The sequence below is a fragment of the Collinsella sp. TM04-29 genome, from assembly GCF_003466565.1.
GTDB lineage: Bacteria > Actinomycetota > Coriobacteriia > Coriobacteriales > Coriobacteriaceae > Collinsella.
Window position 1 is genome coordinate 710,049 of the sequence record NZ_QSPW01000001.1, and the last position, 25,241, is coordinate 735,289.

21 protein-coding genes are annotated in these 25,241 nt (G+C 54.7%); 13 read left to right on the forward strand and 8 right to left on the reverse strand.

From position 1 onward, the window contains the following. Window positions 1-490 precede the first annotated feature (490 nt). From sufU to sufC, 5 genes are read right to left on the reverse strand one after another with little or no spacing between them, the layout of a single operon-like run. On the reverse strand, window positions 491-925 hold the full coding sequence (sufU, locus tag DXD39_RS03200; RefSeq protein WP_117766943.1) for a Fe-S cluster assembly sulfur transfer protein SufU: 435 nt from the start codon (window positions 923-925) through the stop codon (window positions 491-493). Beyond that, complete coding sequence (locus DXD39_RS03205; protein ID WP_199572082.1) at window positions 918-2,243, reverse strand: aminotransferase class V-fold PLP-dependent enzyme; 1,326 nt, start codon at window positions 2,241-2,243, stop codon at window positions 918-920. Before DXD39_RS03205 ends, sufU begins: the two co-directional genes overlap by 8 nt. Continuing rightward, window positions 2,240-3,511, reverse strand: a complete 1,272-nt coding sequence (locus DXD39_RS03210) for a SufD family Fe-S cluster assembly protein (protein ID WP_117803094.1) — start codon at window positions 3,509-3,511, stop codon at window positions 2,240-2,242. Before DXD39_RS03210 ends, DXD39_RS03205 begins: the two co-directional genes overlap by 4 nt. Then, window positions 3,511-4,923 carry a Fe-S cluster assembly protein SufB gene (gene sufB, locus DXD39_RS03215; protein WP_022094821.1) on the reverse strand — a complete coding sequence of 471 codons (1,413 nt, stop codon included), beginning with the start codon at window positions 4,921-4,923 and terminating at the stop codon, window positions 3,511-3,513. The genes DXD39_RS03210 and sufB overlap by 1 nt, the downstream gene beginning before the upstream one ends. Before the next feature lie 12 nt (window positions 4,924-4,935). Continuing rightward, entirely contained in the window at window positions 4,936-5,736 is an 801-nt protein-coding gene (sufC, locus tag DXD39_RS03220) for a Fe-S cluster assembly ATPase SufC (protein WP_117638112.1), read from the reverse strand. A 224-nt stretch (window positions 5,737-5,960) separates the two neighbouring features. On the opposite strand from sufC, the gene DXD39_RS03225 reads away from it, so the two are divergent. From DXD39_RS03225 to DXD39_RS03245, 5 genes are all read left to right on the forward strand, one after another. Next, window positions 5,961-6,392 (forward strand): Rrf2 family transcriptional regulator, encoded by a 432-nt coding sequence (locus DXD39_RS03225; RefSeq protein ID WP_099431873.1) that lies wholly within the window; start codon window positions 5,961-5,963, stop codon window positions 6,390-6,392. Window positions 6,393-6,400: 8 nt separating this feature from the next. After that, a complete protein-coding gene (locus DXD39_RS03230) occupies window positions 6,401-6,688 on the forward strand; it encodes a nucleotidyltransferase family protein (RefSeq protein ID WP_089572006.1) in 288 nt (95 codons plus the stop codon). After that, the gene (locus tag DXD39_RS03235; protein WP_089572004.1) at window positions 6,675-7,094 is read left to right on the forward strand and encodes an HI0074 family nucleotidyltransferase substrate-binding subunit; all 420 of its coding nucleotides are present in this window, start codon (window positions 6,675-6,677) and stop codon (window positions 7,092-7,094) included. The genes DXD39_RS03230 and DXD39_RS03235 overlap by 14 nt, the downstream gene beginning before the upstream one ends. Before the next feature lie 128 nt (window positions 7,095-7,222). Continuing rightward, window positions 7,223-8,995: a hypothetical protein gene (locus tag DXD39_RS03240; protein ID WP_117803095.1), complete on the forward strand. Its 1,773-nt coding sequence runs from the start codon at window positions 7,223-7,225 to the stop codon at window positions 8,993-8,995. 101 nt (window positions 8,996-9,096) lie between these two features. Then, complete coding sequence (locus DXD39_RS03245) at window positions 9,097-10,995, forward strand: AAA family ATPase (RefSeq protein ID WP_117803096.1); 1,899 nt, start codon at window positions 9,097-9,099, stop codon at window positions 10,993-10,995. Between the two features lie 20 nt (window positions 10,996-11,015). Here DXD39_RS03245 and DXD39_RS03250 read toward each other — a convergent pair whose 3' ends face one another. Further along, window positions 11,016-12,035, reverse strand: coding sequence for a glycosyltransferase (locus tag DXD39_RS03250; protein WP_117803097.1), 1,020 nt, complete (start codon window positions 12,033-12,035; stop codon window positions 11,016-11,018). Between the two features lie 237 nt (window positions 12,036-12,272). Between DXD39_RS03250 and DXD39_RS03255 the strand changes: the two genes are divergently transcribed. Then, window positions 12,273-13,613 (forward strand): hypothetical protein, encoded by a 1,341-nt coding sequence (locus tag DXD39_RS03255; protein WP_117803098.1) that lies wholly within the window; start codon window positions 12,273-12,275, stop codon window positions 13,611-13,613. On the opposite strand, the gene DXD39_RS03260 is transcribed toward DXD39_RS03255, so the two are convergent. Together DXD39_RS03260 and DXD39_RS03265 are read right to left on the reverse strand one after the other, a co-directional pair. After that, window positions 13,610-14,755 (reverse strand): acyltransferase, encoded by a 1,146-nt coding sequence (locus tag DXD39_RS03260; protein WP_117803099.1) that lies wholly within the window; start codon window positions 14,753-14,755, stop codon window positions 13,610-13,612. The two genes, DXD39_RS03255 and DXD39_RS03260, sit on opposite strands and share 4 nt — an antisense overlap. Before the next feature lie 4 nt (window positions 14,756-14,759). Further along, window positions 14,760-15,860: a glycosyltransferase gene (locus DXD39_RS03265; protein ID WP_117803100.1), complete on the reverse strand. Its 1,101-nt coding sequence runs from the start codon at window positions 15,858-15,860 to the stop codon at window positions 14,760-14,762. Window positions 15,861-15,960: 100 nt separating this feature from the next. Here DXD39_RS03265 and DXD39_RS03270 point away from each other — a divergent pair, with 100 nt between their 5' ends. From DXD39_RS03270 to DXD39_RS03300, 7 genes are all read left to right on the forward strand, one after another. After that, on the forward strand, window positions 15,961-16,830 hold the full coding sequence (locus tag DXD39_RS03270) for a SatD family protein (protein WP_117803101.1): 870 nt from the start codon (window positions 15,961-15,963) through the stop codon (window positions 16,828-16,830). Further along, window positions 16,827-17,573 (forward strand): DUF3307 domain-containing protein, encoded by a 747-nt coding sequence (locus DXD39_RS03275; RefSeq protein ID WP_117803102.1) that lies wholly within the window; start codon window positions 16,827-16,829, stop codon window positions 17,571-17,573. The genes DXD39_RS03270 and DXD39_RS03275 overlap by 4 nt, the downstream gene beginning before the upstream one ends. A gap of 126 nt (window positions 17,574-17,699) precedes the next feature. Further along, window positions 17,700-18,695: an FRG domain-containing protein gene (locus DXD39_RS03280; RefSeq protein ID WP_117803103.1), complete on the forward strand. Its 996-nt coding sequence runs from the start codon at window positions 17,700-17,702 to the stop codon at window positions 18,693-18,695. Between the two features lie 242 nt (window positions 18,696-18,937). Continuing rightward, entirely contained in the window at window positions 18,938-21,877 is a 2,940-nt protein-coding gene (locus DXD39_RS03285; protein WP_117803104.1) for an N-acetylmuramoyl-L-alanine amidase, read from the forward strand. A gap of 12 nt (window positions 21,878-21,889) precedes the next feature. Beyond that, entirely contained in the window at window positions 21,890-23,092 is a 1,203-nt protein-coding gene (locus DXD39_RS03290; protein ID WP_147347874.1) for a lipopolysaccharide biosynthesis protein, read from the forward strand. Between the two features lie 10 nt (window positions 23,093-23,102). Then, window positions 23,103-24,167: a galactofuranosyltransferase gene (locus DXD39_RS10070; protein ID WP_147347875.1), complete on the forward strand. Its 1,065-nt coding sequence runs from the start codon at window positions 23,103-23,105 to the stop codon at window positions 24,165-24,167. 17 nt (window positions 24,168-24,184) lie between these two features. Next, window positions 24,185-25,240, forward strand: coding sequence for a polysaccharide biosynthesis protein (locus DXD39_RS03300; RefSeq protein WP_199572080.1), 1,056 nt, complete (start codon window positions 24,185-24,187; stop codon window positions 25,238-25,240). The last annotated feature ends 1 nt before the right edge of the window (window position 25,241 follow it).

Consider the following 25,241-nt stretch of genomic DNA (forward strand, 5'->3'; position numbering starts at 1 on the left):
ACGGAGTTTTCAGCATCGCGGTACTGCCACTACCGTCGCAATTTTGCAACATACGGGCCCCGAAACTATTTATGTCTGCCGATGCACTCCCGAAGCTCATGTTTGCGCCCCTGAGACCACGATGCTTGTTCTAAAACGCACTATATATGCGCCTGGAGACGTTGATTAACGCTTTCGATGCGTATACACACAGCTTGGCGTGCTGAATACTCGCAAAAATGCACGCCGCTCCCTATGGGACCCGTCTGCAGCAGGCGCGAAGCGAATCGGAGCCCAGCTGGATGGGGCATGGGACGATGCTAGGCGTGCTCGTGGCCCTGCCGCAGGCCTTTGGTGCTGTGGAAAACGCCCGTGTTCGCGTCTGGCTGTGTGGTAAATGACAGACGGGGTGCCGGACGCGCGGACTTTGTGCGTTTGCGCTCATTAGAAAAAACAGAGCCGCCCGTATCGGGCGGCTCGGCAATCAAAAACCTTGGATTTGGGGCATACGCTACTGGTTTGCTTGCCCCTCGAGCATGCCGTCGAGGGTGCGCCAGGCGAGCTCGGCGCATTTGACGCGGGCGGGCATGTGCGAGATGTCCTGAAGCTGGGCGGCTTCGTCCAGGTCTTCCAAGTCCTCCTCGGAGAGCTTCTCGCCGCGGATCATGGCGAGGAAGAGTCCCGCCAAGCGACGTGCCTCCTCGACGGTCTCGCCGGTGATGAGGTCGGCCATGATGTCGGCACTGGCCTGGCTGATGGCGCAGCCGTGGCCGGTAAAGGAGGCCTCCTCGATCACGCCGTTCTCGACGCGCAACTGCAAGGTGAGCTCGTCTCCGCAGCTGGGGTTGATGCCGTCGTGCTCGTGCGTGGGAGCATCCATCTCGTACTTATAGTCGGGGTGCGAGTTGTGCTCCATAAATGTGGTGGAGGTGTAAAGGTTACCCATTGAACGTGCTCCAAACGTGATGCAGACCGGCGATGAACTTGTCGATGTCGGCCTTGTCGTTGTAGAAGGCCACGCTGGCGCGGCAGCAGGCAAGGTTCTCGACGCCCAGCCAGGTGAGCAGTGGCTGCGCGCAGTGGTGGCCGGCGCGGATGCAGACGCCGTCCATGTCCATGATGCTCGCGACGTCGTGCGGGTGGATGCCCTTGACGTTAAAGCTCACAACGCCGTGGTGGTTGTCCCAATAGATGGAGCCGATGATCTGGACAAAGTCGAGCTGCATGAGTTCGCCCATCAGATAGTGGACGAGTGCCTGCTCGCGGGTCTGGATGTTCTCGTAACCCACCGTGTTGACCAGGTAGTCGAGTGCCGCACCCGTGGCGAAGATGCCGGCGGCGTCCTGCGTACCCGCCTCGAACTTCTCGGGGACAGGAGCCCAGACGGCGTCCTGCTCGGTGACCGAATCGATCATCTCGCCGCCGGTTAGCATGGGCGGCATGGCGTTGAGCAGGTCCATCTTGCCCCACAGCACGCCGATGCCCATGGGGCCCATGGCCTTGTGCGCGCTAAAGGCAAAGAAGTCGGCGCCCAGATCGGCCACATTGACTGGCATGTGCGGCAGCGACTGTGCGCCGTCGACGACCAGATAGCCGCCGTACTTGTGCACGAGCTTGCCGAGGTTCTTGACCGGGTTCTCGACGCCCAGCACGTTGGAGACCTGTCCCACGGCTAGGATCTTGGTCTTGGGACCCACCTTGGCAAGAACCTCCTCGGTCGTGAGCTGGCCGGTCTTGGTGGGGTAGAGGTAGACGAGCTTGGCGCCGGTCTCACGGCAGACCTGCTGCCACGGAATCAGGTTGGAGTGGTGCTCCATGATAGTGATGACGACCTCGTCGCCCGGTTCGAGCACTGTGGGCGCAAAGCTCTTGGCGACCAGGTTGAGCGACTCGCTCGTGTTGCGGGTGAAGACGATCTCGTTGGCGTTGGGGGCGCCGATGACGTCGGCGATCTGTTGGCGCACCTTTGCGATGGCCTCGGTGGCCTCGACGGACAGCGAGTACAGGCCGCGCAGGGGGTTGGCGTTCAGGCGCTGGTAGAAGTCGCGCTCGGCATCGAGCACGCAGGCAGGGCGCTGCGCGGTTGCGGCGCTATCGAGGAACGCGATCTCGGGGTGCTGCTGGAACAGCGGGAACTGCGCCTTGTAGGGGTTGGTCTCGATGTCGATGGTAGGCCAGCCGCGCGAGGCCTCGTCACTGGCGTCGAGCTCCATAGGCTCCGGTGCGGTACAGGTGTCACATTTAACGTGCTCGGTATCGATCATGCGAGCTCCTCCTCAAAGTTGTCGATCAGGTTGTTGCCCAGGCGGACAACGGCGGCGCGGGTGCGCTCGTCGGTGGCGGAAAGCGCAGCGTCCTCCAGCTTAGCGCGGATGAACAGGTCCTCGGCTGCGTTTTGGTCAAGGCCGCGGCAGGCGAGGTAGAACAGCTGCTCGTCGCGGACGTGGCCGATGGTGGCGCCGTGGTTGCCGGCGACGTCGTCCTCGTCGCAGAGGATGACGGGAACGGTCTTGTTGTCGACGCCCTTGTTGGCCAGCAGCACGGTTTCGCGTTCGGTGCCGACGGCACCCTTGCAGCCGTGCACGAGGTCGATGGTGCCGCGGTAGACCTTCTTGGACGTGCCGGTCAGCACGCCGTTGGCGTCGATTTCGCACTCGGTCTTGCGACCGCGGTGGCGCAGCTCGTAGTTAAAGTCGCGCACCTGCTCGCGGGCGCCCAGGTAATCGGTATCGATCGTAACCTTGGCAGTGTCGCCCAGCAGGTCGCTGGCAAGGCCGGTGGCGCTGGCGCCGGCGCCCAGCACGGTATGCTGCACGTTGACGCGCGCGCCCTCGTCTAGGAACAGCCCGGTGTCGTCGAGCGAAATCCAGCTGTCGTCGAGCGTCTGCGTGCAGGTCACGTTGACGGTGGCGTACTCGTGGGCGCACACGCGTAGCACAGAGCCCACGACGCCCTCGCCCTCGGCGGGCGAGTCTAAGGCGATATGCAGGTCAAGCGTTGCCTGCGGGCGGGCGACGACGTCGATGGCGGCAATCGCAGCCGCCGCGTCGTCGCCGCTTACGCGCACGGTAACCGTGGCGTGCTGGTACGCAGGCATATCGATGACGATGCGCTTGGTAGCGTGCTCGGCCATGTAGGCGTATGCAGCCTCGCCCATGCCGGTTTCGAAGGCCTCGGCGGGGGAGAGCTCCTCTTCGAGCTTGATGGCGCCGACCTGGTAGACAGAGGTGGCGGGCACGTCGAGCTCGGTCTCGGGCGTGATACGGGCGCGGTCGGCGGCATCACCGGGGGCAGCGGTACGGCGCTCGGGGAAGCGCTCGGCCATGGCTTCCATGGCGGTGTCGAAGGCGTCGGCAGCACCGCGGAACTGCTCGTCCAAGCCCTCGACCTCGACGGCCTCGGCAGGAGCGACGGCAAGCTCGTCCGAAAGCTCAAGCTTAGTCTGGTTCATCTTGAGCCAACCCCAAGTGGCAGCCGGCATCGCATTGACCTGCTCAAGGGTGGTAGCAGCGGTGTTCGTGGTCTGTTTCATTATCCGATCGCTCCTTCCATCTCGAGCTTGATCAGGTTGTTCATCTCGACGGCGTACTCCAGCGGCAGCTCCTTGGAGACCGGGTTGGCAAAGCCGTTGACGATCATGGTGCGGGCCTCTTCCTCCGAGATGCCGCGGCTCATCAGGTAGAACACCTTGTCGTCGCCGATGCGTCCGATGGTGGCCTCGTGGCCGATATCGACGTTCTTGGCGCGGATGTCCATAGCGGGGATGGTGTCGGAGCGGCTCTGGTCATCGAGCATGAGCGACTGACAGCTCACGGTTGCCTTGGAGCCCTCGGCCTTGGGTGTCGCCACGATGGAGCTGCGGAAGGTCTGGATGCCGCCGCTCTTGGAGATGCCCTTGGTCTCGACGGTCGCCGAGGTCTCGGGCGCGTTGAGCACGACCTTGCAGCCGGTGTCGAGGTTCTGCCCGGCGCCGGCGAAGGTGATGCCGGTAAAGCTCGAGCGGGCGCGGCGGCCGTTGAGCACGCTCATGGGATAGAGGTAACCTACGTGGCTGCCGAAGGAGCCGCTGATCCATTCGATGTCGCCGTCCTCGTCCACGCGCGCACGCTTGGTGTTGAGGTTGTACATATTCTTGGACCAGTTCTCGATGGTCGAGTAGCGCAGGTGCGCACGCTTGCCCACAAAGAGCTCCACGGCGCCAGCGTGGAGGTTGGCCACGTTGTACTTGGGCGCGGAGCAACCCTCAATGAAGTGCAGGTCGGCATCGTCCTCGACGATGATGAGCGTGTGCTCAAACTGGCCGGCACCCTTGGCGTTGAGGCGGAAGTAGCTCTGCAGCGGGAAGTCGAGCTTGGTGCCCTTGGGCACGTAGACAAACGAGCCGCCCGACCATACGGCGCCGTGCAGGGCCGCAAACTTGTGGTCGGTGGGCGGGATGAGCGTCATAAACTTCTCGTGGATGAGCGGCTCCCACTGCGGATCGTGCAGGGCCTCCTCGATGCCGGAGTAGACGATACCCATCTTGGACGCCGTGTCCTGCATGTTGTGGTAGACCAGCTCGGAGTCGTACTGTGCGCCGACGCCCGCCAGATAGCTGCGCTCGGCCTCGGGGATGCCCAAGCGCTCAAAGGTGTTCTTGATGTCGTCGGGCACCGACTCCCAGTCGTGCTTTTGGTCGGTGTTGGGCTTGACGTAGGTGACGATGTTGTCCATGTCCAGGCCCTCGATGGAGGGGCCCCACGTCGGGTCGGGAAAACGGTTGAAGATCTCGAGGGACTTTAAGCGCAGGTCGAGCATCCACTGCGGCTCGTCCTTTTTGGCGCTGATCTCGCGCACGATGTCGGGCGTGATGCCGGCGTCGAGGCGCTCGAATCCCTCCTCGCCATAGGTGAAGTCGTAGAGGCTGCGGTCGATGTCCGCGACCTCGGTGCGGTTCTTGGTCATTGCGTCGCCCCTTTACGCCTGCTGCCCGGCAGCGGCGGCCTCGGCCTGGGCGCGCTGCTCGGCGGCCTCGCGCTCGAAGGTCTCAAAGCCGTTCTTGTCGATCCAGGGGATGAGCGAGGCGTCGTCCTCGCGCACGATGTGGCCCTTGACCATAACGTGGACACGGTCTACATCCAGGTGCTCCAGGATGCGCGTATTATGCGTGATGATGAGCATGGAACCGTCGCAGCTCTTGCGGTAGGCGTCCATGCCGTGGCTGACGGTGGAAAGCGCGTCGACGTCCAGGCCCGAGTCGGTCTCGTCGAGGATGGCGAGCTTGGGCTGCAGCAACAGGAGCTGGAGCATCTCGACCTTCTTCTTCTCGCCGCCCGAGAAGCCCACGCCTAGCTCGCGGTTGAGGTAGGCGGTATCCATGTTGAGCTCGGCCGCGAGCTCCTTGACGCGACGACGGAATTCCTTGCCCTTCATCTCCAGGCCGGGGCGGCCGGCGATGCTGGCGCGCAAAAAGCTCGACAGCGGCACGCCCGGGATCTCGACCGGGGCCTGGAAGCTCAGGAACAGGCCGGCGCGCGAGCGCTTGTCGGTGGTGAGCTCGGTGATGTCCTGGCCGTCAAAGACGATGCGGCCGTCGTTGACCGTGTAGACGGGGTCGCCCATGACCAGGTGGCCAAGGGTGGACTTGCCGGCGCCGTTGGGTCCCATCAGCACATGGGTCTCGCCGGCGGCGACGTTGAGGTTGACGTTGTGGAGGATGGTCTTCTCGTCCACGGAGGCGGTCAGACCTTCGATGGAAAGCAGCGGATTTGCGCTCATGCTGTCCCTCTCTGTATATGGTGTACTCATGGGTGTGCGAAACCCTAGGAATCTTCTCGGAATAAAGTTACTATGGGTTCGGCGTTAGTCAAGGGAAAACCCGACTAATCCACTCGACTTTTCAAATTCTGGGACAAAATAACCTGTTGTGTTTGTCCCACTCACTTAAGATTTGGGACAAACAAACCTGGTTATGTTGTCCCAGATGCGATGGGAGGGTAGGTATGCTCATTTCTTCTAAGGGCCGCTATGCCCTCCGACTGATGATCTATATCGCAGCGCTTGGTGACGCCGAGGGCAAGATCGCCCTGCGCGAGGTCGCCGACCGCGAGCGTATCTCGCAAAAGTATCTGGAACAGCTTGTGCGTCCGCTTATGAAGGCAGGCCTGCTTAAGAGCGTGCGCGGCAAGGGTGGCGGCTACATGATGGCCAAGGACCCGGCCGAGGTGCGTGCTGGCGACATCCTGCGCGCCGTCGAGGGCAGCACGGCTCCGGTGGCGTGCGATGGTATCGACAACAGCTGCGCCCGCAGCGATCTCTGCTCGACCGTCAAATTCTGGCGTGGTCTGGACGACGTGATCGAAAAGTACGTCGACGGCGTGACGTTGGCCGACCTGGCCGCCGTCCCCGAGATCAACTTTGACATTAAGCTGTAGGGCTGCAAATGACATCTCTCGACAAGGTGTATAAGCAAATTGAAGTTTTTGCTCGGGAATGTGACGCCGAGAAGGTTGTGCTGTTTGGTTCCCGCGCTCGAGGTGACAACTTGCCTAAGAGCGATATTGACATCGCCGTAGCAGGTTGCCGGGATTTCGGCCGGTTGTCATATTTGATCGAGGAGCGTCTTGATACTCTTTTAGATGTAGATGTCGTCAATCTCGACGAGTCCTTATCGCGTCAATTGCTCGATGAAATTGCCAGGGATGGTGTGATTCTGTATGAAAAAATATGAGAACTTTGTCAGCGCCTTGGCGAATCTTGAGGATGCGCCCAATCAGGATCTCAACAATGATTTTGTTCAGAGTGGTTTGATTAATAAGTTCAATCTTCAATTTGAACTGAGCTGGAAGCTCCTTAAGCGTCTGCTCGAGTATGAGGGCGCCACGCTTGCCGCGTCGGGGTCTCCTCGTGCCATCTTGAAGGAGTCCTACCGATTCTACGACTTTATTGATGAGGCGGCCTGGCTAGATATGCTCAAAGACCGCAATACGAACGTCCATATCTATGACAACAAGCTCGCTCAAGATTTGATTCAGCGCATCTTGAACGTATATATTCCCGCTTTTTGTCAGTTGAGGGACGGGCTGATGGAGCGATACGGCGAGCTTCTGATGGCGCCCGACGACCAGTTTGTTTAATTCCTTAAGATTTCGCGGAGGGTTGTTGCCGTTTGCCGAGCGGTTGTTGTGCAACAACGGGCGAGCTGCAATACTTAAATCTACCTTTGCAAACTGCACTTTAACTATACCAATGCAGGGAGGATCTTATGCAGCCCAAGCATTCTGCGATTGTCGCGGGCCTGACGCTGGCGCTTTCGTTTGGCGCCGTTTCCGCGCCGGCACCCGCCGCTGCCGAGGAGCCCACGCCGGGCGTTGCCTCGAATGCGACCGATATCGATAAGGGTCTCTATACCCAGCAGTCCTTCTCGGGCGTGCTGAGGTCGGTCCAGGGCGTTTCGTTTGTTAACGTGACCACCGAGATGAAGTACTTTACCAAGTACGAGAGCCATGGCAACTATAACCAGGGCTTTTCGTATGGCGACGGCTATAACGCGCTGGGCTATTACCAGTTCGACCGTCGATGGTCGCTCATTCCGTTTATGAAGCAGGCCTACAACTACAACCCCGAAAAATACAGCATGCTCAAGGATGCGATTGATCGCGGCAGCGAGATCTCCAACGCGAGCAATGCCATGTACGAGAACGGCCAGCTCACCGAGCTGGGCCATATCGCGCAAGATGCCTTCCAAGGTGCGTACAACACCGATCCTGTTGAGTTCTCAGCACTTCAAGATGCCTATGCGTACAACTCGTACTATGCGGTGACCGAGGCGTGGCTCAAGAGTGGCTTGGGCATTGATGTTTCGGGCCGCGCCGATTGCGTTAAGGGCATGGTGTGGAGTATCACCAACATGTGCGGCACCGGTGGTTGCAGGGACTTCTTCCGCTGGGCAAACCTTTCTAACAGTATGACCGACCGCGAGTTTGTGACGGCGCTCTCCAACAGCGTGGTCAATAACGTGGCGACCAAGTATTCGAGCCAGCCCCAGTATCATGAGGGCTGGAAGAATCGTTATAAGAATGAGCTGAAGGACTGCTTGGTTTATATCGCTGAGGACGAGGCTGCCGCCGCGACGCCCGTGCAGCCCGAGCCCTCGCCGGCGCCCTCGCCGACGCCTGATTCGAATGACGACTCGAGTGACGATGCCAATGATGACAGGATGGATGCGCCCTCGACCGATGCTGACGGTAATGGCTCTGCTGGTGGCACTACCAACGACGGCTCTACCTCGAACGGCTCCGATTCGAACGGCTCTGCTGCGGGCGATTCGTCTTCAAGCTCTGCCGGCAATACGGACAGCGCCGCTTCTGGTTCGACCGACGCTGACACCTCTAACTCATCCACCGGCTCGAGCGATTCGTCCGCTGACACCGACTCTAACAAAGGCTCTGGCTCTGCCGCAACCCCTGATTCCGATGTTTCCAAGGACAACTCGAATAAGGCACCGGACGCTCCCGTTGCTTCGCCGGACAAGAAGCCTTCTTTCTCCGTGCAGCTTGGTTCTACGCTGGGCTCTTCGCTGATGGCTGGTGTCAATAACGGCTCGACCCAGAACAAGGACAACTCTGATCAGGTTTCCACGGAAAAGACCGAGTCCGATAAGGGTTCTAGCTCTGATGAGAAGGGCGACAAGTCCGCTCAGGAGAAGGACGATGGCAAGAAGTCTGAATCTGAGGCGAAGGACGAGAACAAGGACAAGACCGAGGACGGAAAGCAGCAGGGCGAGGACAGCGGTAAGGGCAGCACCGACAACCAGGTCCAGGAGCAAAATGACTCCAAAACGGTGACCACCACGACCACGACGACTACAACGACCAAGTCCTCGGGCGGCAACATGCCCAAGACGGGCGATCTGATTGTGATGGCGAGCCTTGCCAGTGCAAGCTTGGCCACGCTGGGTGCCACGTCTATCGTAAGTGGTAAGCATAAGCTCGATCAGCAGAAGAAAACTTCTGGGGAGGACGGTTCGGAGGAGTAATCTTCCAGATCGTTTTCTATAAGAGTTTGGGACGGGGTCCGGTGCGGCGGCATCGGACCCCGTTTTTGTTGTGCAACGATTTGTTATGCCCCCTCGGGGGCATGTTGCTACCGTTGCCCGAAACGTTTACATGTCGATATTGTTGCGCTCTACCCGCTCGTTACAATGGGCATCGTGCTGCGTTAGAGGGAGAACTTACGGTGTCTGAACAGGCGAATTATGGTGTTGCTCATGCGTTTGGTGCACGGTTGCTCAATCATGCGGGTAACGCAGCTCTGCCGGTTGATATACACGACTTTTCCGATGCAATCAATCGGTGTTTACTCGTCGATAAGACTATGTTTATTGCCGATATATTGGACAGCGAAGCACCTGTTGCGCTTTGCTGTCGGCCCAAGGGTTTTGGCAAGAGCATGAATCTATCGATGCTCAAATGCTATTTGGAACGACCTGATCACCGGCGGCCGGATCGAAGCCCGTTCGTCGGCACTCAGATTTGGCAGGCGGGTGGCGGTCGCTATCGTGATGAGTACGCGTGTTATCCGGTCATCATGCTCGACTTTACAGCTGCCGCTTCGAGGTGCGGCGCTGATGCTGCTGCGGCTATTCGCAGCGCTGTCGTGCACGAGTGCGCCCGATTGCTTCCGCTGCTTGCCGCGCCTGATCTGTCAAGACGTGAGGTTCGTCTTATCGAGAGGACGGCGCGTGGGGTGGCCAGCGATAAGGAGATCGATGCGGCGCTTGGCGTGCTTATTAAGCTGCTCCGGACAGCTTTCGATGAGCAGGTTGTTTTCCTGATAGACGACTACGACGCGGTATGTCCAAAGCGTTTGGACGCTCAGGACGACGGTGGCGTGGATTCCCCAGAGCCGCTCATCCGAATGTTGTTCGACACCATTGCCGACGCCGGCGACTCGTTGCGATTGACGTGTCTTATGGGCGAGTGCCCCGGTCCTGCCGCGCTTGCGTTGTCCCAGCGTGGGGTTTCCTATCGGTCGGCGACGCCGCTGTCGAGTTGGTGTGATCGATGGTTCGGTTTTTCGGACGACGAAGTCCGGGTGCTGTTAGATCGCATCGGGCGCAACGGCTGTCTGGATGACGCGCGTGAGTGGCTCGAGGGCTATCTGTTTGGTGGTTTTTATTGCTCGAGCCCGGAGCGTGTGGTGGACTACGCACATCGCGGTTGCGTCGCTCCTGTTCGGGCAGATCTGTATGGTTACGCCGACCGTCTGAGCGCATGCATCGGTGACTGGAACCTCATACGCTTGTCCACATTGTTCGATTTGCTTGAGCCGCATGGGTTTATTGAGGCGCCAATACATGTGCATGCCGAGGAGGCCGATGCCGCCAAGCCCGAAGATATCTGGACTGCGCTGTATCTGTCTGGATTCCTTACGACGGACATGACGGGGCATTCGGAGGACGGCGCGTGCCTTCGTTCCCTGCGTCTGCCTAACAACGAAGTGCGTCAGGTACTCCGTCTTGTAATTCTGGAATGGTTTGAGTGCTCCGTTGAGGACGTTGGAGCTATCGACTCGTTCCATGACGGGCTATGTCGAGGAGACGAGGACGCTGTAAAGCAGGCTTTGAGCTGTGCTATCGGCGATCTAGGCATCGATGTGGGCCAATCAGATATGCCGACATCCTATCATCTGGCGCTGCAGGGGCTCTGCTTTGGCTTGCCGGGCTATGCCAATCCTGCTTCGAGGCGAAAGTGTGGCGCGGGTCGCTGGGACATCCAGGTTTTTCCTACGGGCACTGTGTTCGACGTAGCAGATACGATTGGCATGCTGGACGAGCGCCCGCTGATAACGATTAACTTGATGTACGACCCTGGCGTCGATGCCCTGGGCCTGGAACTGTTGGCGGTTCAGGCGCTGCTCGAAATCGAGCGCAACGGCATCGATGATATTCGCGTGCCACGCCCCGCCGTCGGGCGCATGCGTTGGGGCTTTGGCTTTGACGGGCAGCGTGTGTCCGTGGTGTGCCAGCGGTTATAGGGGATGGCGAAAGCCCTTTACTACTCCGCGTCCTTCAGGGGCGGCATGGGCTTCCAGTTGGGGTCCTTGACGATTTTGCGGGCGTCCTTCATGCCACGGCGCAGCGCCGGAATGCCGGTCTTAAAGCACTTGTCAACGGCGGCCAGACGAATGAACTCCTTGAAGAAGGTCGCGGCGTTGCCCAGACGGAACAGCATGGGGTGATAGTCGCCATAGATCTGCATGTAGCGGGCCAGATAACCGCGGTTGCGCATGATGTAGTAGCGGTTGGTGTCGCTCGTGGAGTTGAGCTGGCGCTTGCCGGCGATGTCCCAGTTGGAGACGGCGCGGGCGCGCTTGAGCACCACGTCGGCAACAACGGCGGCGGGGAAGTGCTGGCTGGCCACGTAGCCATAGCAGGCATCGTCGCCGTAGATGAAGAAGCGCGCATCGGGCAGGCCGATCTTGTCGACCACGCGGCGCGAGAACATGCCGCCTTCAAAGCACAGCTGGTTCATGGCGCGGTAGCCCTCGGGTCCCAGGTCCCACTTGGCGACAGGGTTGGGAATGCCGAGCGAAAGGATGAGTTGGTACTGCCAAAAGAAGGCGCCGCCGTCAAAGTCCAAGCGCGAACCCTGGATAACATCGTAGCGGTCGGTCCACTTGGCCAAGCGCTCGATGCCTTCGGGGATGACGAGCACGTCGTCGTCCATCACCCAGAACCACTGGGCGCCCAGGTCGTAGGCGCATTTAGTGCCGGCTGAGAAGCCGCCCGCACCGCCGCCGTTTTCGAGCTGCGGGGCGTAGATGACACGGTCGGTGCCGCCCTGTGCGTCGGGCTGCTCGGTGTCGATGCCCCACAGGTTGGCCAGGCGCTCGTTGAATGCGGTGCACATGGCCTCGGTCTCGCGCGAATTCTCGTTATCGACGATCACGATGCGCCAGGGCGCTGCCGTAAGCTCGGTCATGGAGTCGAACAAGTTGGCCAGGAGTTCCTGGCGCTTGTACGTAACGACGACAATGGCGAGCTTATCGATGGGAGCGGGAAGGGTTGAAGTCATGAACGAGAATATCCTTTCGCGTGGGCAGCGTATCGGCCCTGCGGAATTAACAACGTGTCCCATGGGACACGACTATTGTAAGCGTAGGCGGGCGCCCGCGGGTAATGTTCCGCTAATCACCAAGAACGTTTGCTACAAGCCTGGTTGACGTGTGGGCGTAGCGAGATTGCATGCGCGCATTGTGGTATTACATAGGTGCCGATTCCTGTGGACGCAATCTTTCTGTTTGGATGACCCGTGAATAAAACTCGTTTAACCTCCTTTGCCGATAGCCTCCCCATCAAGGCCATGTTGCTGTTTTTGGTTCTTCAGGTCGCATTTGTCTTGAGCAATACGGTGGCAAATTGTCTTCCGCGGTCCGTTATCGAGTCGCATGCGCAGGGTTCGGAGTCCTCGGCTCTGTTGTCTGACATGTATGTCTACGACCACCGTGTTGCAGCTGGTCCTGTTTGCTTTGATAACAATCGCTTTATCATTGAAGTCACACAGCAAAAGGACCAAGGTTCTCCGTTTAAGACGATGACTGTTGCCGAGATTGATGACGTTACGAAAGCCGGCGGGATTACGCATCAGCAGTACTACCGGTATTGGCATGGATGGCAGCTACTTACGAATGTCTGCCTGTATATTGGCGGTATCGATGTGGTCGTGGTGCCTGCGGCTGCTCTGGCGATTGTCGGCTCCGCTTGCGCTTACGTTGCCTTGCGGAAGCGGTTTTCAAAGCCAGTGACGTTGGGTTTCCTTGTAATCCTGTTGTTCTCGACCAATCTGTTTTTCAATTTTATCGGTGATCTACTGCTGTGCATCTCGTTCTTTGTGGCGCTCATCATGATGTCTTGTATGAGCCTTCGTTTGGAATCGGCTCCGAACGCACGGGCTTTTACAAGCCGCCTCGTCCTTTGGTCGATATCGACGGGCGCCGTGTTTTCGTTTCTTGACTTTTTAACGATTCCTGCCGCAGTTGTCGCCCTGCATTGCTTTTTCGCCTTCATTGCGCTCCCCGAGGGTGAGCGCCCCAAGCGCTGCGTCGTCACGATGATGCAGGCGCTCTTTGGGTTTGGGCTTTCGTTTGTGTTTACCTGGGCGATGAAATGGGTTGTCGCGGCATTTGTACTGGGTTGGAACGAGGTCTTTTCGAACGTTCTGGGCGAGATGGGCCTTTGGTCTGCGCATGGGGCTTCGTCACTGTTGCCCCAAGCTGACTGGCCTCAGATTTTGAAGGAGTTTTATTGCATGAGCCCGCAGCTGTTCGCCATTTGCTCAACTGCTGGTTATGCGATGATCTCGAACGTCGTTTGTCTTGTTTCGTTTGCTGCCGTATTGGTGATCTGGATTGCCGTATTCGTATGCTCAATACGGGGTGGCGCGCAAGACGGTCGCCGTCATAAGGTGTTGATCCAGTCGCTGCTCATGGTACTGCCTCTGGTGGTTGTTCTGGGTTATTTCGTTGTTATGCATGACCATGCGATCGTTCATATTCCGGTATTTGGCTGCAAGAACTGGGCGATTGTCTTTGCGATTCTATTTGTTTCGGGTGTAAGTGCACTTCGTGGCTTGCGGAGTCGGAAGGCCGCCTAGCTGCTCATGCGGGCCTTGATGGCCTCGACTACGGCTCTGCGTACGATATCCATGAGGAGCAGGGCAAGCGCGAGGCAAAGGCTCATAAGGATTCCGAGCAAAATGGCGCCGGCTGGATGAGGCTCTCCCGTTTGGATGCCTGTCGCCATGGTGTAGATTGCTTTGTCAAAGATGGGTCGCCAGACATTGCAGGTAAACGACTGTACGGCGTAGAAAGCGAGCGTTCCTGCGGCGAGGGACATGATTGTCTTGTCTGCAGCTGAGACTTCGTGGCGCGGCTGATGGAGCGCTGCGGCGGCAACGGATGCGGCGGCCAAGATAAAGGATATGACGGAAGTGGACTTGTAGGAGAGCTTCCAGAGCGCGTCGTATTGGCTGTTTGCCGATAGCAGAAGCTCGAGCGCGATGGTGACGGCAACGAGTCCGATGAGTGCGATCTTGGATTTTTGAGCGCCGGATGCGTTGCCGTGGCATTCGAGGACAAAGCGCATTTCTCCGGCTGCAATAAACGCGACCAGGTAAGTAACGGCGCTCATGAGCTTGTGCCACAAAACGATGCCGGCCGCTTTGTTTGCCGTCGCCGCGATGTAGCAGTTGATTCCAAATGTTGTGAGCACGAGGAGTGCTACGACAAACGGGGCCCTTATGCTGCCGATTTGCTGTCGTAACAACGCAATAACCGGGACGAGTAATACAGATGCCGCGTAGACCCAGATAAACTCGATGCCCAGCGTAAGCCAGCCAATCTCGTGCAGTGAGATTTCGGGCAGGGGATAGACGTACATCGAGACAAACAGACAAGCTGCGCAATAAAAGAGCGTGGGCAAGACGATCTTCTTGAGGCGCTCAAGTGATTTGAGCGTGAGGCCCCGCGCGGACGAACCGTTTTGGAGGGCGCGTACCGCCGAGGGAATAAGGAAGTACCCCGAGATCATAAAAAAGATCTCGTTGGCCCAACAGCCCAGCAGGTTAATGAATCCCGGTAGTCCCGAATAGGGGAAAGCCGCAAGCGATGCGTATTCCGGCACGCCGGTGCAGACGGCTTGGAAGGTCCATTGAAACGTGTGGAATATCGCAATCCCGGCGACCGCGACCAAGCGCAGCGCCTCGATGGAGGTATTTCTGCTTGCTTTGCTGCCCATCAGGCTATTTTCCAGCGCGTGCGTTGTACGAACCAAAGTGCGATGTGATCATTTTTAGAGTTTGCTTGGGCCCCTTGTTCCATACGTTATACAAGCCCTCTCCCACGAGGTCCTTGGCGTATGCGCAGTAGCTGATTTTAGGATTGGCAATGCCCATATACTCGGCATAGAGCCTTTTGGCCGCAGGGGTAACGCGAGGATTGGCAAATACCAGCTCTTGCGGCATGCGTTCGAACATCTTGTGGATGGCCCGCTCAATTTCGGGGTGACTGTCAATTCCTGTGTGCTCAATCATGATGCCCATATAGGTGAAGCCGCGTGTGATTTGCGGTGTCCAGACGGCGGGGTCGGTGACGTTGAGCCTCTCAAGAATATCGACCATGTCGTTCCAGCGATTAAACGGCATCAAGGGGTCACGCTTTGCCAGGGCGGCCGCCTTTTCGGGTGTTTCCTCGCGGTAGCAATAATACGGCTTGGGCCAGTAAGCGATGGCCTTTGCCTGGCAGAGCGTTTCGACGAGGAATGGATTGTCGGCCCAGCCCGCACCGGGGATTTCCTTAAACCAGATATTGTTTTGCATCAGGAAGTCGCGACGATAGATTGCCGTCCAAATGGACGGATGGTGGGCCAGCAGGTGTGGAGCGTCGTGAATGGTGAACGGTTGCCGAGGCGGTTTAATGCGACCGCGATATGCGCAATGTAGTTTGACCTCTTGGGGGGTATCGGGCTTGCGAATGATCCAATACGGGGTTTCAATAATATCGAGCTTGTTCGGATCGCCAAATTCGCGCTTGGCAAAGGCAAACATGTCGGAGTACATTCCGGGCTCGATCCAGTCATCGGGCTCGAGGATGGCAATCCAGTCGCCCTTTGCCTCGCGAATGCCCAGATTGCAGGTTGCGCCGTAACCCTGGTTTGCCTTATCAATCACTCGAACGCGTGAGTCGCGCGCAGCGAAATCTTCCATAATGGCGCGCGAGTTGTCGGTGGATCCGTCGTTGATGGCGAGGATTTCCAGTTCGATATTTTTTTCGTTTAATAGGCTGCCTATAGCCTGAGAAAGATACGGCTCGGCATTGTAAGTAGGCACGATTACGGTCAGCATTCAAACACTTTCTCTAGGCGACTTGGAAGAATTATACCCTATTGCAAAGCAACGATTTTGGTTGCATATGCTCTGAAGAAACTAAAACCGTTGCAAATGAATGAAAGCAACTAAATTAGTTGCTATAATCGCCATGAGGAAAGGAAGCCTGATGAACAATAGCTATTCGGCTCTCATGGTCGACATGAGGCATTCGAGATGTCTTTCGGACAGTAGAAGGCAAAGCGCGCAAGAAGATCTTGCGAACGCTATGGACTGCACAAACGAGCTGTTTAAAACTGAGCTCGAAATGCCGCTTATGTTTAGTGCGGGGGATGAATTGCAGGGTCTATTTCGTAGTACGGCTGGCGCATTCTTGGCATACAGATTTATTAAGATACTCGTCCAGACGGTTGATCTTAGGGGCGGTATTGGAGTGGGAGAATGGAAAACTCGGATGCAGTCCGCATTGTCGACGGAACAAGACGGGTCAGCATACCATCGTGCGCGTAGAGCAATTGCTGAGTCTGAAAAGGATAAGTACAGCGATTTAAAGATCATTGATGTTTCGGGCGTTTCGCGCGAGAAGGAACTGTGCGCGGCGGGTTGTCTAGAAATAATTGATCGCAGAAACGAGTCGCAGCGTAATTACTGTGAGGTTGTTGAATTACTGCGACCGCTTATGCTGCATGATGACAGAGACGCGACTTTGAGCAAAAGGTATGCTGAGCTAATCGAGGCGCGTATAGGCAAAAAGTACGGCGCTAAAAGCAATCCGAGCGATTGCGCGCCAGTGGCGTTGGGCAGCTCTCTCAACCTCAACGTAGATAGCATCAGGGCTAGTCATGTAGGGCTTGCGGGACAAATGGGTGTTGCGATGGGGAAGACGAGGCAGGGGCTCGAGAAAAGCCTTAGGCTCGCGAACGTTGTAAGAGAAAGAGAGCTGGCTGCTTTCGCCGTTCATTTCCTTAATGAAATGGAGCCGTCATGAGGGTGTTCGGGTGTTTCCTTCTATTCCACATGCTGTTCGATTTTTATTTTCAGACGAATAAGATGGCAGATAAGAAGGAAAGCAATAGAATTGCCCTTGGTCTGCACTGTTTAATTTACGCGGCCGGCGCCGCAGCAACAGTAGCTCTTCTGTTTGAGGCGAGTGTAGCCGCCACGGCTGCGTCCTTTACAGTATTTGCTCTTTCACACTGGTTTATCGATGGCAGCCTGAGAAGAAAGATTGCAGGGCTTGATCTCTCACCGGTTGGTAGTTTTTTGATCGATCAGATGCTGCATATTGTACTTTTGTTTATGTTGAGCGTTCTATGTTGTCACCTCTGGGTCATGCGGCCAATTGCTTCGAATCTCTTGGGCAACCGTGGAGCTGAGCTCTCTTGGGTTTCGACATTGTGCTTTTGCGGACGCCCCTGCAGCATCGCTATTGCCAAGGTCCTCCAATTTCTCCGAAACCCTGGTACGGAGCAGTCGGCGTGCACATCAAATGCACATTCAGGCAAGTGGATTGGAATATTTGAAAGACTGATTGTCGCGGCGCTTTCTCTGCTGAACCAATATTCGGCTATTGCATTTATTTTTACTGCAAAAAGTATCGCGCGCTTTAAACAGCTGGAAAGTGACAAGGATTTCGCTGAGGTTTATTTGCTGGGTTCATTGGCGAGCGTGTTTCTAGCAATGGCTTCTGCGGTCTTATTTATGTACTTGTTTAATAACGCTGGTTGCTGATGCTAATAAGGCCCCGTATGGGCATCGACTTGAGAGGTGGGCTACTTTCGATTGATGATCATCTCTTTATCCTAGGTGCATTCAGATTTGCATAATATGTTTGCCTGTATAAATTGAGTCTATTAAATGGGTTTTATCCATTTTAAGGAGTTGAAAATGACATCGGAATTAAATGGGGGTCATGTCAGACCAAATATTATTAAAAGTAACCTTACAATCTCTGGTGCACAGTTGGTCAAGAGCGAAACATATTATGCTGCTAGCCAAACGCTTGATATACCGATTTATGAAGTGTCTAGCATTCATGGTTTAAATCGTTTAATCGGTTATTCTAAATTTATGAATAAGGATGTTGGGAAAGTATTGTACCGAGGTCAAAATCGACTGTATGGAAGTCTGACCCCCTCCTTGATGCGCGGTAAGAAATACTCCGATAAGTGCCTGCATAACCTCAAGTCGCTTGTTAATAAAATAATGTTAGACTCGCTTCTGAATAAACAGTTCAATCTTCCTGCTGGTTGTAACTCAAATCGTTCTATTATTGAGGGGGCGCTGCAACACTACGGCATAAGCACTCGTTTTATTGATTTGGTTGACAATCATTGGACTGCTTTGTGGATGAGTTTATATGAGCCGGAAACTATTAAATCTAAAGAAACTTACACCCATTATAAAAGTCGGTATTTGGATAACTATGATTTGCTTTCAAACATTGCTAGAGGGGATAACGATCCAATAGGTTTCGGTTATTTGTTGATGGTGTGCGTGCCAGAAATTAAGTCTCCGATGGAAAACGGGCTTTATCGAGGCAGCGGGTTCGAATTGATAGATTTAAGAAGATCCCTTCCTTCTATCTTCCTTAGACCGCATGCGCAGCATGCCTATGTTCTGCGTAGAAGAGGACCCGATGACAATAACCCTAATTATTACGATGTGGCTTCACAGTTGATAGGCATAGCAAAAATACGATTGGACTATATCGCCAAATGGCTTGGGAACGGAGAGCTTCTTACTCAAAATAATCTATTCCCTCAACCATGCTTTGATCCTGGATATGAAATCTTGTTATCAAGAACAGATTTATTCGATTCGAAATTTGCAATGATTACAAAGTATGTTTAAACGGTCCCCCCGTTGCGCTCGAATTGCCATACAGTCGTGAGAACGAGGAAGTTCCACATATCGAGAAGGATTAGGATCAGGGAGGTCCCATGGCTGCTGTTGGAACGCTAACGTATATTTGGAGATCGATACATTGAGCGTCTTTAGGATCGTAAGTCCTTTCTCTATCAATTATTTAAATATAGGCTTGTTTAGTAGATAATCTACCACTAGTGATTATTCGGTTTGATTGAGGACGCGATATGAAAAAGGCTTTACGTCTTACAACCACTTTCTCTCTAGCTGCTCTTATGGCGTTTTCGTCATTGATAAGTCCTGTAGTTGCTGCCTATGGGTTGAGCGAGACGCAGCCTGTAAACGCCGTGACGGATGTGACCTCCACTGATGATGGAGTTGCCACTCGCGGTGATGATTCTAACGGAAGTGATGCCGCCGGCGATCAATCGCTGATTGGAGGCGATGTTGAGGTTCTCGACTCTGAAGGTCAGGATAAATCCGGGGGCTATTCTGAGGTCGAGCAGCATGCCGATTCGGTCGATTCTTCCTTCCAGTACGTTTATCTCGCATATCCGAGCCTCTCCTCTGGGACTGATCAAGTCATTGCCTTTGCTACGCCCAATGACAGTGATGTTCTTTCCTCTGCAACTCTTTATTATGTGAGTACTAATGGGGTCAGGGGCTCTGTTGACACGTCTGCCGCGGCTGGGAATTCTGCTGCTTTTATTTTTGGCGCGAACTTAAACGCAAATACTTATTTCCTCACTTCGATCTCCTATTCGCTGCAGGGTGATGAAGCAGAGCATGAGATTGATCTTTCCGGCCGAGATTATTCATTCACGGTTGTTGAGGCTTCTACGAGCTCCGAGGGCACATCTGTTTACTATGCAGATGAGGACGGAAATGCAGTCGAGGCTCAGACTATCCAGCAGGCACTGGAGTGTGCTGATTCGCCGGATGGCGTTTCTACCTATGCCGCACGTTCCGCGCGTAATGTTAGCGTAATCGCTCTCGACGCTGGCCACGGCGGGTCTGACCCCGGCGCGCAAGGTAATGGCAAAAGCGAGGCCGATCTTACCTGGAAGATTGTGGCGGCATGCAAGAATAAGCTTGAGGCATACGGTTTTAAGGTCGTTCTTGCTCGTGAACAATACGGCAATTACTCCGGTAATGATTTTCTTTATCGCGTCCAGCGTTGTATCGATCAGGGCGCGCAAGCTTTTGTGAGCTTTCATATCAATTCCGGTTCTTCCGCAGCTCATGGCGCCGAGGTTTACGCTCCCACCGCAAATGGTACAGACTATACACAGGTTTCTGTTGAGCTTGCCAATAAGGTTATGAATAACCTTGCTGCTATGGGGCTTTCGTACCGCGGTGTTTTTCAGATGCAAGTGGGAGATGAGTTTGCAGTAATCCGATGCGCCCGCGAGCAGGGGATCCCTGGCATCTTAATTGAGCATGGCTTTATTTCCAATTCCGGCGATGTCGCTAATTACTTTTCCGATGATGGTTGTCGTCGTCTTGGCGAGGCTGATGCCGCTGCTATTATTGCGCAGTTCCCAAAATCCAGCTGGTATTCGGGCTCTTTAACTGTCAAGAAGAATGCCAGGCATATTGATTTGGCTACAAAGTTTTCAGGGGGTAATCCGACTAACGCCTGCTATATGGTCAAGTCTTCTAGTGGTCGCGTCGATTGGGTTCAAGGATACGATCAGCACAATAATAGCTGGACTGGATCTTTCGATCTTGATGCAGAATACGGCGTATTTCAAGTCGAAGCATATGTTACATGTGATGGCGAGACCTTTAGAGTGGATTCTAAGTCGTTCGGAGATAATCGTGCCTCTACGAATGCTGCTATTAGCGGAAACATTGTTGACGTAACTTCATCTAATTGGGCAGTTGATCCGGACTATGTGTCGTATGAGGTCATTTCGCCTTCTGGCACGTCTTACTGGTTTTCGGGCTGTAAGTCTGGAAATGAATGGGGCTGCCAGTTTAACCTTGATGATTTAGATTCATTGTTTGGCAAGACGACCGTCCGACCGTGGTGCACGCTTAATGGCGCTTCAGCATTTCCATGTGGTTCTACAAATTATGAATTTGAACGCCCGGACGTGAGCCTGTCCCTCTCCGACGAGGGCGGCTCCCTGTCCGCCACCGCGTCCGGCCTCAAGCCCGCCCCCTCCAACGCCTGCCTGCAGGTCGTGGCGCCCTCCGGCGCCGAGCGCTGGTACCAGCTCTACCGCCAGGCGGACGGCTCCTGGACGGGCGCGGCGCCGGCGGCCGCCGACCTCGGCGAGTTCGGCGAGTACCGCGCGACCGTGTGGGCGACCTACGGCTCCAAGAGCCGCGGCTGGGCCACAGCCAAGGCCTCCGTCGCGCGCCCGGACGTGAGCCTGTCCCTCTCCGACGAGGGCGGCTCCCTGTCCGCCACCGCGTCCGGCCTCAAGCCCGCCCCCTCCAACGCCTGCCTGCAGGTCGTGGCGCCCTCCGGCGCCGAGCGCTGGTACCAGCTCTACCGCCAGGCGGACGGCTCCTGGACGGGCGCGGCGCCGGCGGCCGCCGACCTCGGCGAGCTCGGCGAGTACCGCGCGACCGTGTGGGCGACCTACGGCTCCAAGAGCCGCGGCTGGGCCTCGCGCTCCTGTTTAATAAAATCTGGCTTCCACAAAATAATGAGCTCAGGAACGTCTAATCAAGAGAAGATGGTATCTGCTTTTGTTCGGAGTGGGTTTAGTTTTCCTTCGAATGTTTACACGAAATTCGGCGCGGCATCTATAGAAGATTTTGTTTCTATAATTGCTGAAGAGGCTGCTTATGAAGGGGTTGACCCCTACGTCGTCTTTGCTCAGGCTATGGTGGAAACTGGGTGGTTAAAATTTGGAGGACAGGTCCAGCCTGACCAGTGTAATTTTGCTGGAATTGGAGCGCTTGACGGAGGAGCTTCTGGTGCATTCTTCAATTCGTTTGGGAATGACTCTGTTCGAATGGGGATAAGAGCGCAAGTTCAGCATCTAAAAGCGTATGCCTCATTTGGCCCTTTGAATAGAGAGTGCGTCGATCCTCGTTTTTATTTGGTAAAAAGGGGGTCTGCAACTACAGTAGGTGAGTTGAGCGGTAAATGGGCCTCCGACTTGGATTATGGCAACAAGATAAGTAAAGTCATTTTGTCTATTAAATAATCGTGGGTAATCATGCGATCTAGTACTTCTAACAATGTTATCTGGAATACGATTGGATCAATCGTTTATTTGGCTTGTCAATGGCTAACGACCGTTGCCGTTGTCCGAATTTCTTCAAATTATGAGTATGCGGGTTACCTGTCTCTTGCTATGTCATATAGCAATATTTTCATTCCGATTGCTCTTTATAAAATTAGGTCTTATCAGGTTTCTGATATCAATAATCAGTTTTCTTCTGGGCAGTATATCGGTTTTCGAATTGTAACCATTGCTGCGGGTTTTGGATTTGTATTTTTATATACAATCTTTACCTGCAGAAAAGAGGCAATAATAAGCGTGGTTTGTTACTGCCTTTATAAGGTAATTGAAGTCTTAGTTGATGTTTTCCATGGTATAGACCAAAAAGGTGGAAACATGATTTTTTGTGGCGTTTCGATGCTGCTGAGAGGACTTCTGTCATTGCTGGCGTTTTGTTTTATCTTAAAGCTGACAGATTCGATACCACTCTCCATTCTATCCATGTGTGCTGTTTGCGTTCCGGTTTTATTGTTGGATATATGTTGGGCGTCCAAATTCGATTCAGTCCTACCGGAATTCAACTTTGATGCAATAGGAGCATTGTTTTCAAGCTGTCTTCCTGCCGTGGTGGGTGTTGCGTGCTGTGCTTTGGTCACCTCTTCGTCGAGGCAGATATTGGCTTCAATTTTGGGTAATAGCATTTTAGGTATCTATTCCTCCGTGTGTTCTCCTGCTGCAATCGTGCAGGCGGGGGCGCTCAACGCTTATGCGCCCTTGCTTGTTGTCTTCGCGATGGCCGATTTGGAGAAGACGAGAAGGCACTTCAATCAATTATTAATTAAGGTGGCTGGCGTGACGGTTGTCATAGCTTTTGGTTGCATGCTTGGGTGTTTACTATTTGGACAATGGGCACTTGAACTTTTGTTTGGCTCAACAATCATTCGTTATTCATATTTGTTGTATGGCGCTGTTATCAGTTCGCTTGCGACTGCTTTGATTGGCGTGTTTTCTGATTTGACGATTGTTCGCCGTTCAATGAGTTCGAATCTGGCTGGTAATTTTATTGCATTGCTCCTCGTGGTTCCTTTTTCGTATCTCTTCATTAATAATCTCGGTGCAAATGGCGTTAGTGTTGCTATTTCTTTGGCGTATTTAATCGGGTGCCTAGTGATGCTTCCGTCACTTATCAGAAAGTAAGGACGTTGGTATGTTGTTTCATGTAACTGAGTCGGAGAGAAGTACTTCTGATCGAAAGAACGCCTCTATTAAGCCCCGTAGAGATGTTGTCCGCACTGTCGAACGGGTATTTTCATCTCGAGAACTGAAGTGCGAATTCGATCATCTGCGTCAAAATGCTAACCTAATTGATAAGATTATCTATCAGTTCTCAACTTATTCGATTTGGAACAGGGGCATTTCTAAGTTAGATCCTGAAGACTGTCTTCTTGTTAACTACCCTCCCGTCTATGGCTGTTTTTCATTTGGTCATGCAATTAAGAAAAGTAAGTGTCAAACAGTTCTGTTTTTACACGATCTGGAAGCATTGAGAGGTGGCGATTCATTCGTTTCCAGATTTCTAGAATCAATTATTAAGCATGAGGAAAAACTTGCTTTGGATAATTGTGATTATGTCATTTCGCATAATTCCGAAATGACAAAGGCAATTTCTCGTGTTTACGGGATTTCAACTAAAAAAATTATCGATCTTCAAATATTCGACTATTTAATTTCTAGCGATAAAGTGCCGAATAAGGCTTCTCTTGATAGGCCTGTCATTGTTGCGGGTAACTTAAGCCCAAGCAAAGCTGGCTATTTATCTTGTTTGCCTAAAGATGTTAATTTTAATTTGTATGGATCCAATTATCCCCTTGAGCAAAAATCCGTTTTTCCGAACTTGCACTATTTGGGATCCTATGATGTAGATGAACTGCCTTTTGTATTGGACGGTAGCTTTGGGCTTGTTTGGGATGGGCCTGACAGTGATTGCTGTTCTGGTTCGTTTGGCAATTATTTGAGAATCAACAATCCACATAAGACGTCTTTGTATCTTGCTTCGGGGTTCCCGGTTATTGTTTGGAAAGAGGCCGCTATTGCTCGGTTTGTTCTTGAAGAGGGCGTTGGCATCGCTGTTTCATCCTTAGACGAACTCAATTCCGTGCTTTCGGGTCTTACAGATGATGAATATTCAGACTTACTTAGGAATGTTGAACGCGTGTCGGCAAGACTTCGTCGTGGTTATTATACTGAAAAAGCGTTAAGTAACTGTTTTTAGATTAATTGAGGTTCCCAATGAGCATTTCTTCATTCAAAGACAAGACCCTCATGATCACGGGAGGCACCGGCTCGTTCGGCAACACCGTGCTCAAGCACTTCATGAACACCGACCTGGCCGAGATCCGCATCTTCTCGCGCGACGAGAAGAAGCAGGACGACATGCGCCACCGCCTGCAGGAGAGGTCCCCCGAGCTCGCCTCCAAGGTGCACTTCTTCATCGGCGACGTACGCAACGCCCAGAGCGTGCGCGACGCCATGCACGGCGTGGACTACATCTTCCACGCCGCCGCCTTGAAGCAGGTGCCCTCCTGCGAGTTCTTCCCCATGGAGGCCGTGCGCACCAACGTCATCGGCACGGACAACGTGCTGCACGCCGCGATAGACGAGGGCGTGGACCGCGTCGTGTGCCTGTCCACCGACAAGGCCGCATACCCCATCAACGCCATGGGCAAGTCCAAGGCCATGATGGAGTCCATCATCTACGCCAACGCCCGCAACGGCGCCGGCCGCACCACCATCTGCTGCACCCGCTACGGCAACGTCATGTGCTCGCGCGGCAGCGTCATCCCACTGTTCATCGACCGCATCCGCAAGGGCGAGCCGCTCACGGTCACCGACCCCAACATGACCCGCTTCCTCATGAACCTGGACGAGGCCGTCGACCTGGTGCAGTTCGCCTTCGAGCACGCCAACCCCGGCGACCTGTTCATCCAAAAGGCGCCGGCCTCCACGATCGGCGACCTCGCCGAGGCCGTGCAGGAGGTCTTCGGACACGTGGGCACCCAGGTGATCGGCACCCGCCACGGCGAGAAGCTCTTCGAGACCCTCATGACCCGCGAGGAGCGCCTGAGGGCCGAGGACATGGGCGGCTACTACCGCGTGGCCTGCGACTCGCGCGACCTCAACTACGACAAGTTCGTCGTGGACGGCGAGGTCGAGACCCAGGCCGACGAGTCCTACACCTCCCACAACACCGAGAGGCTCGACGTGGCCGGAACGATCGCCAAGATCAAGACCGCAGAGTACGTGCAGCTGGCACTCGAGGGCCGCGAGCACGAGGCGGTGCAGTAGG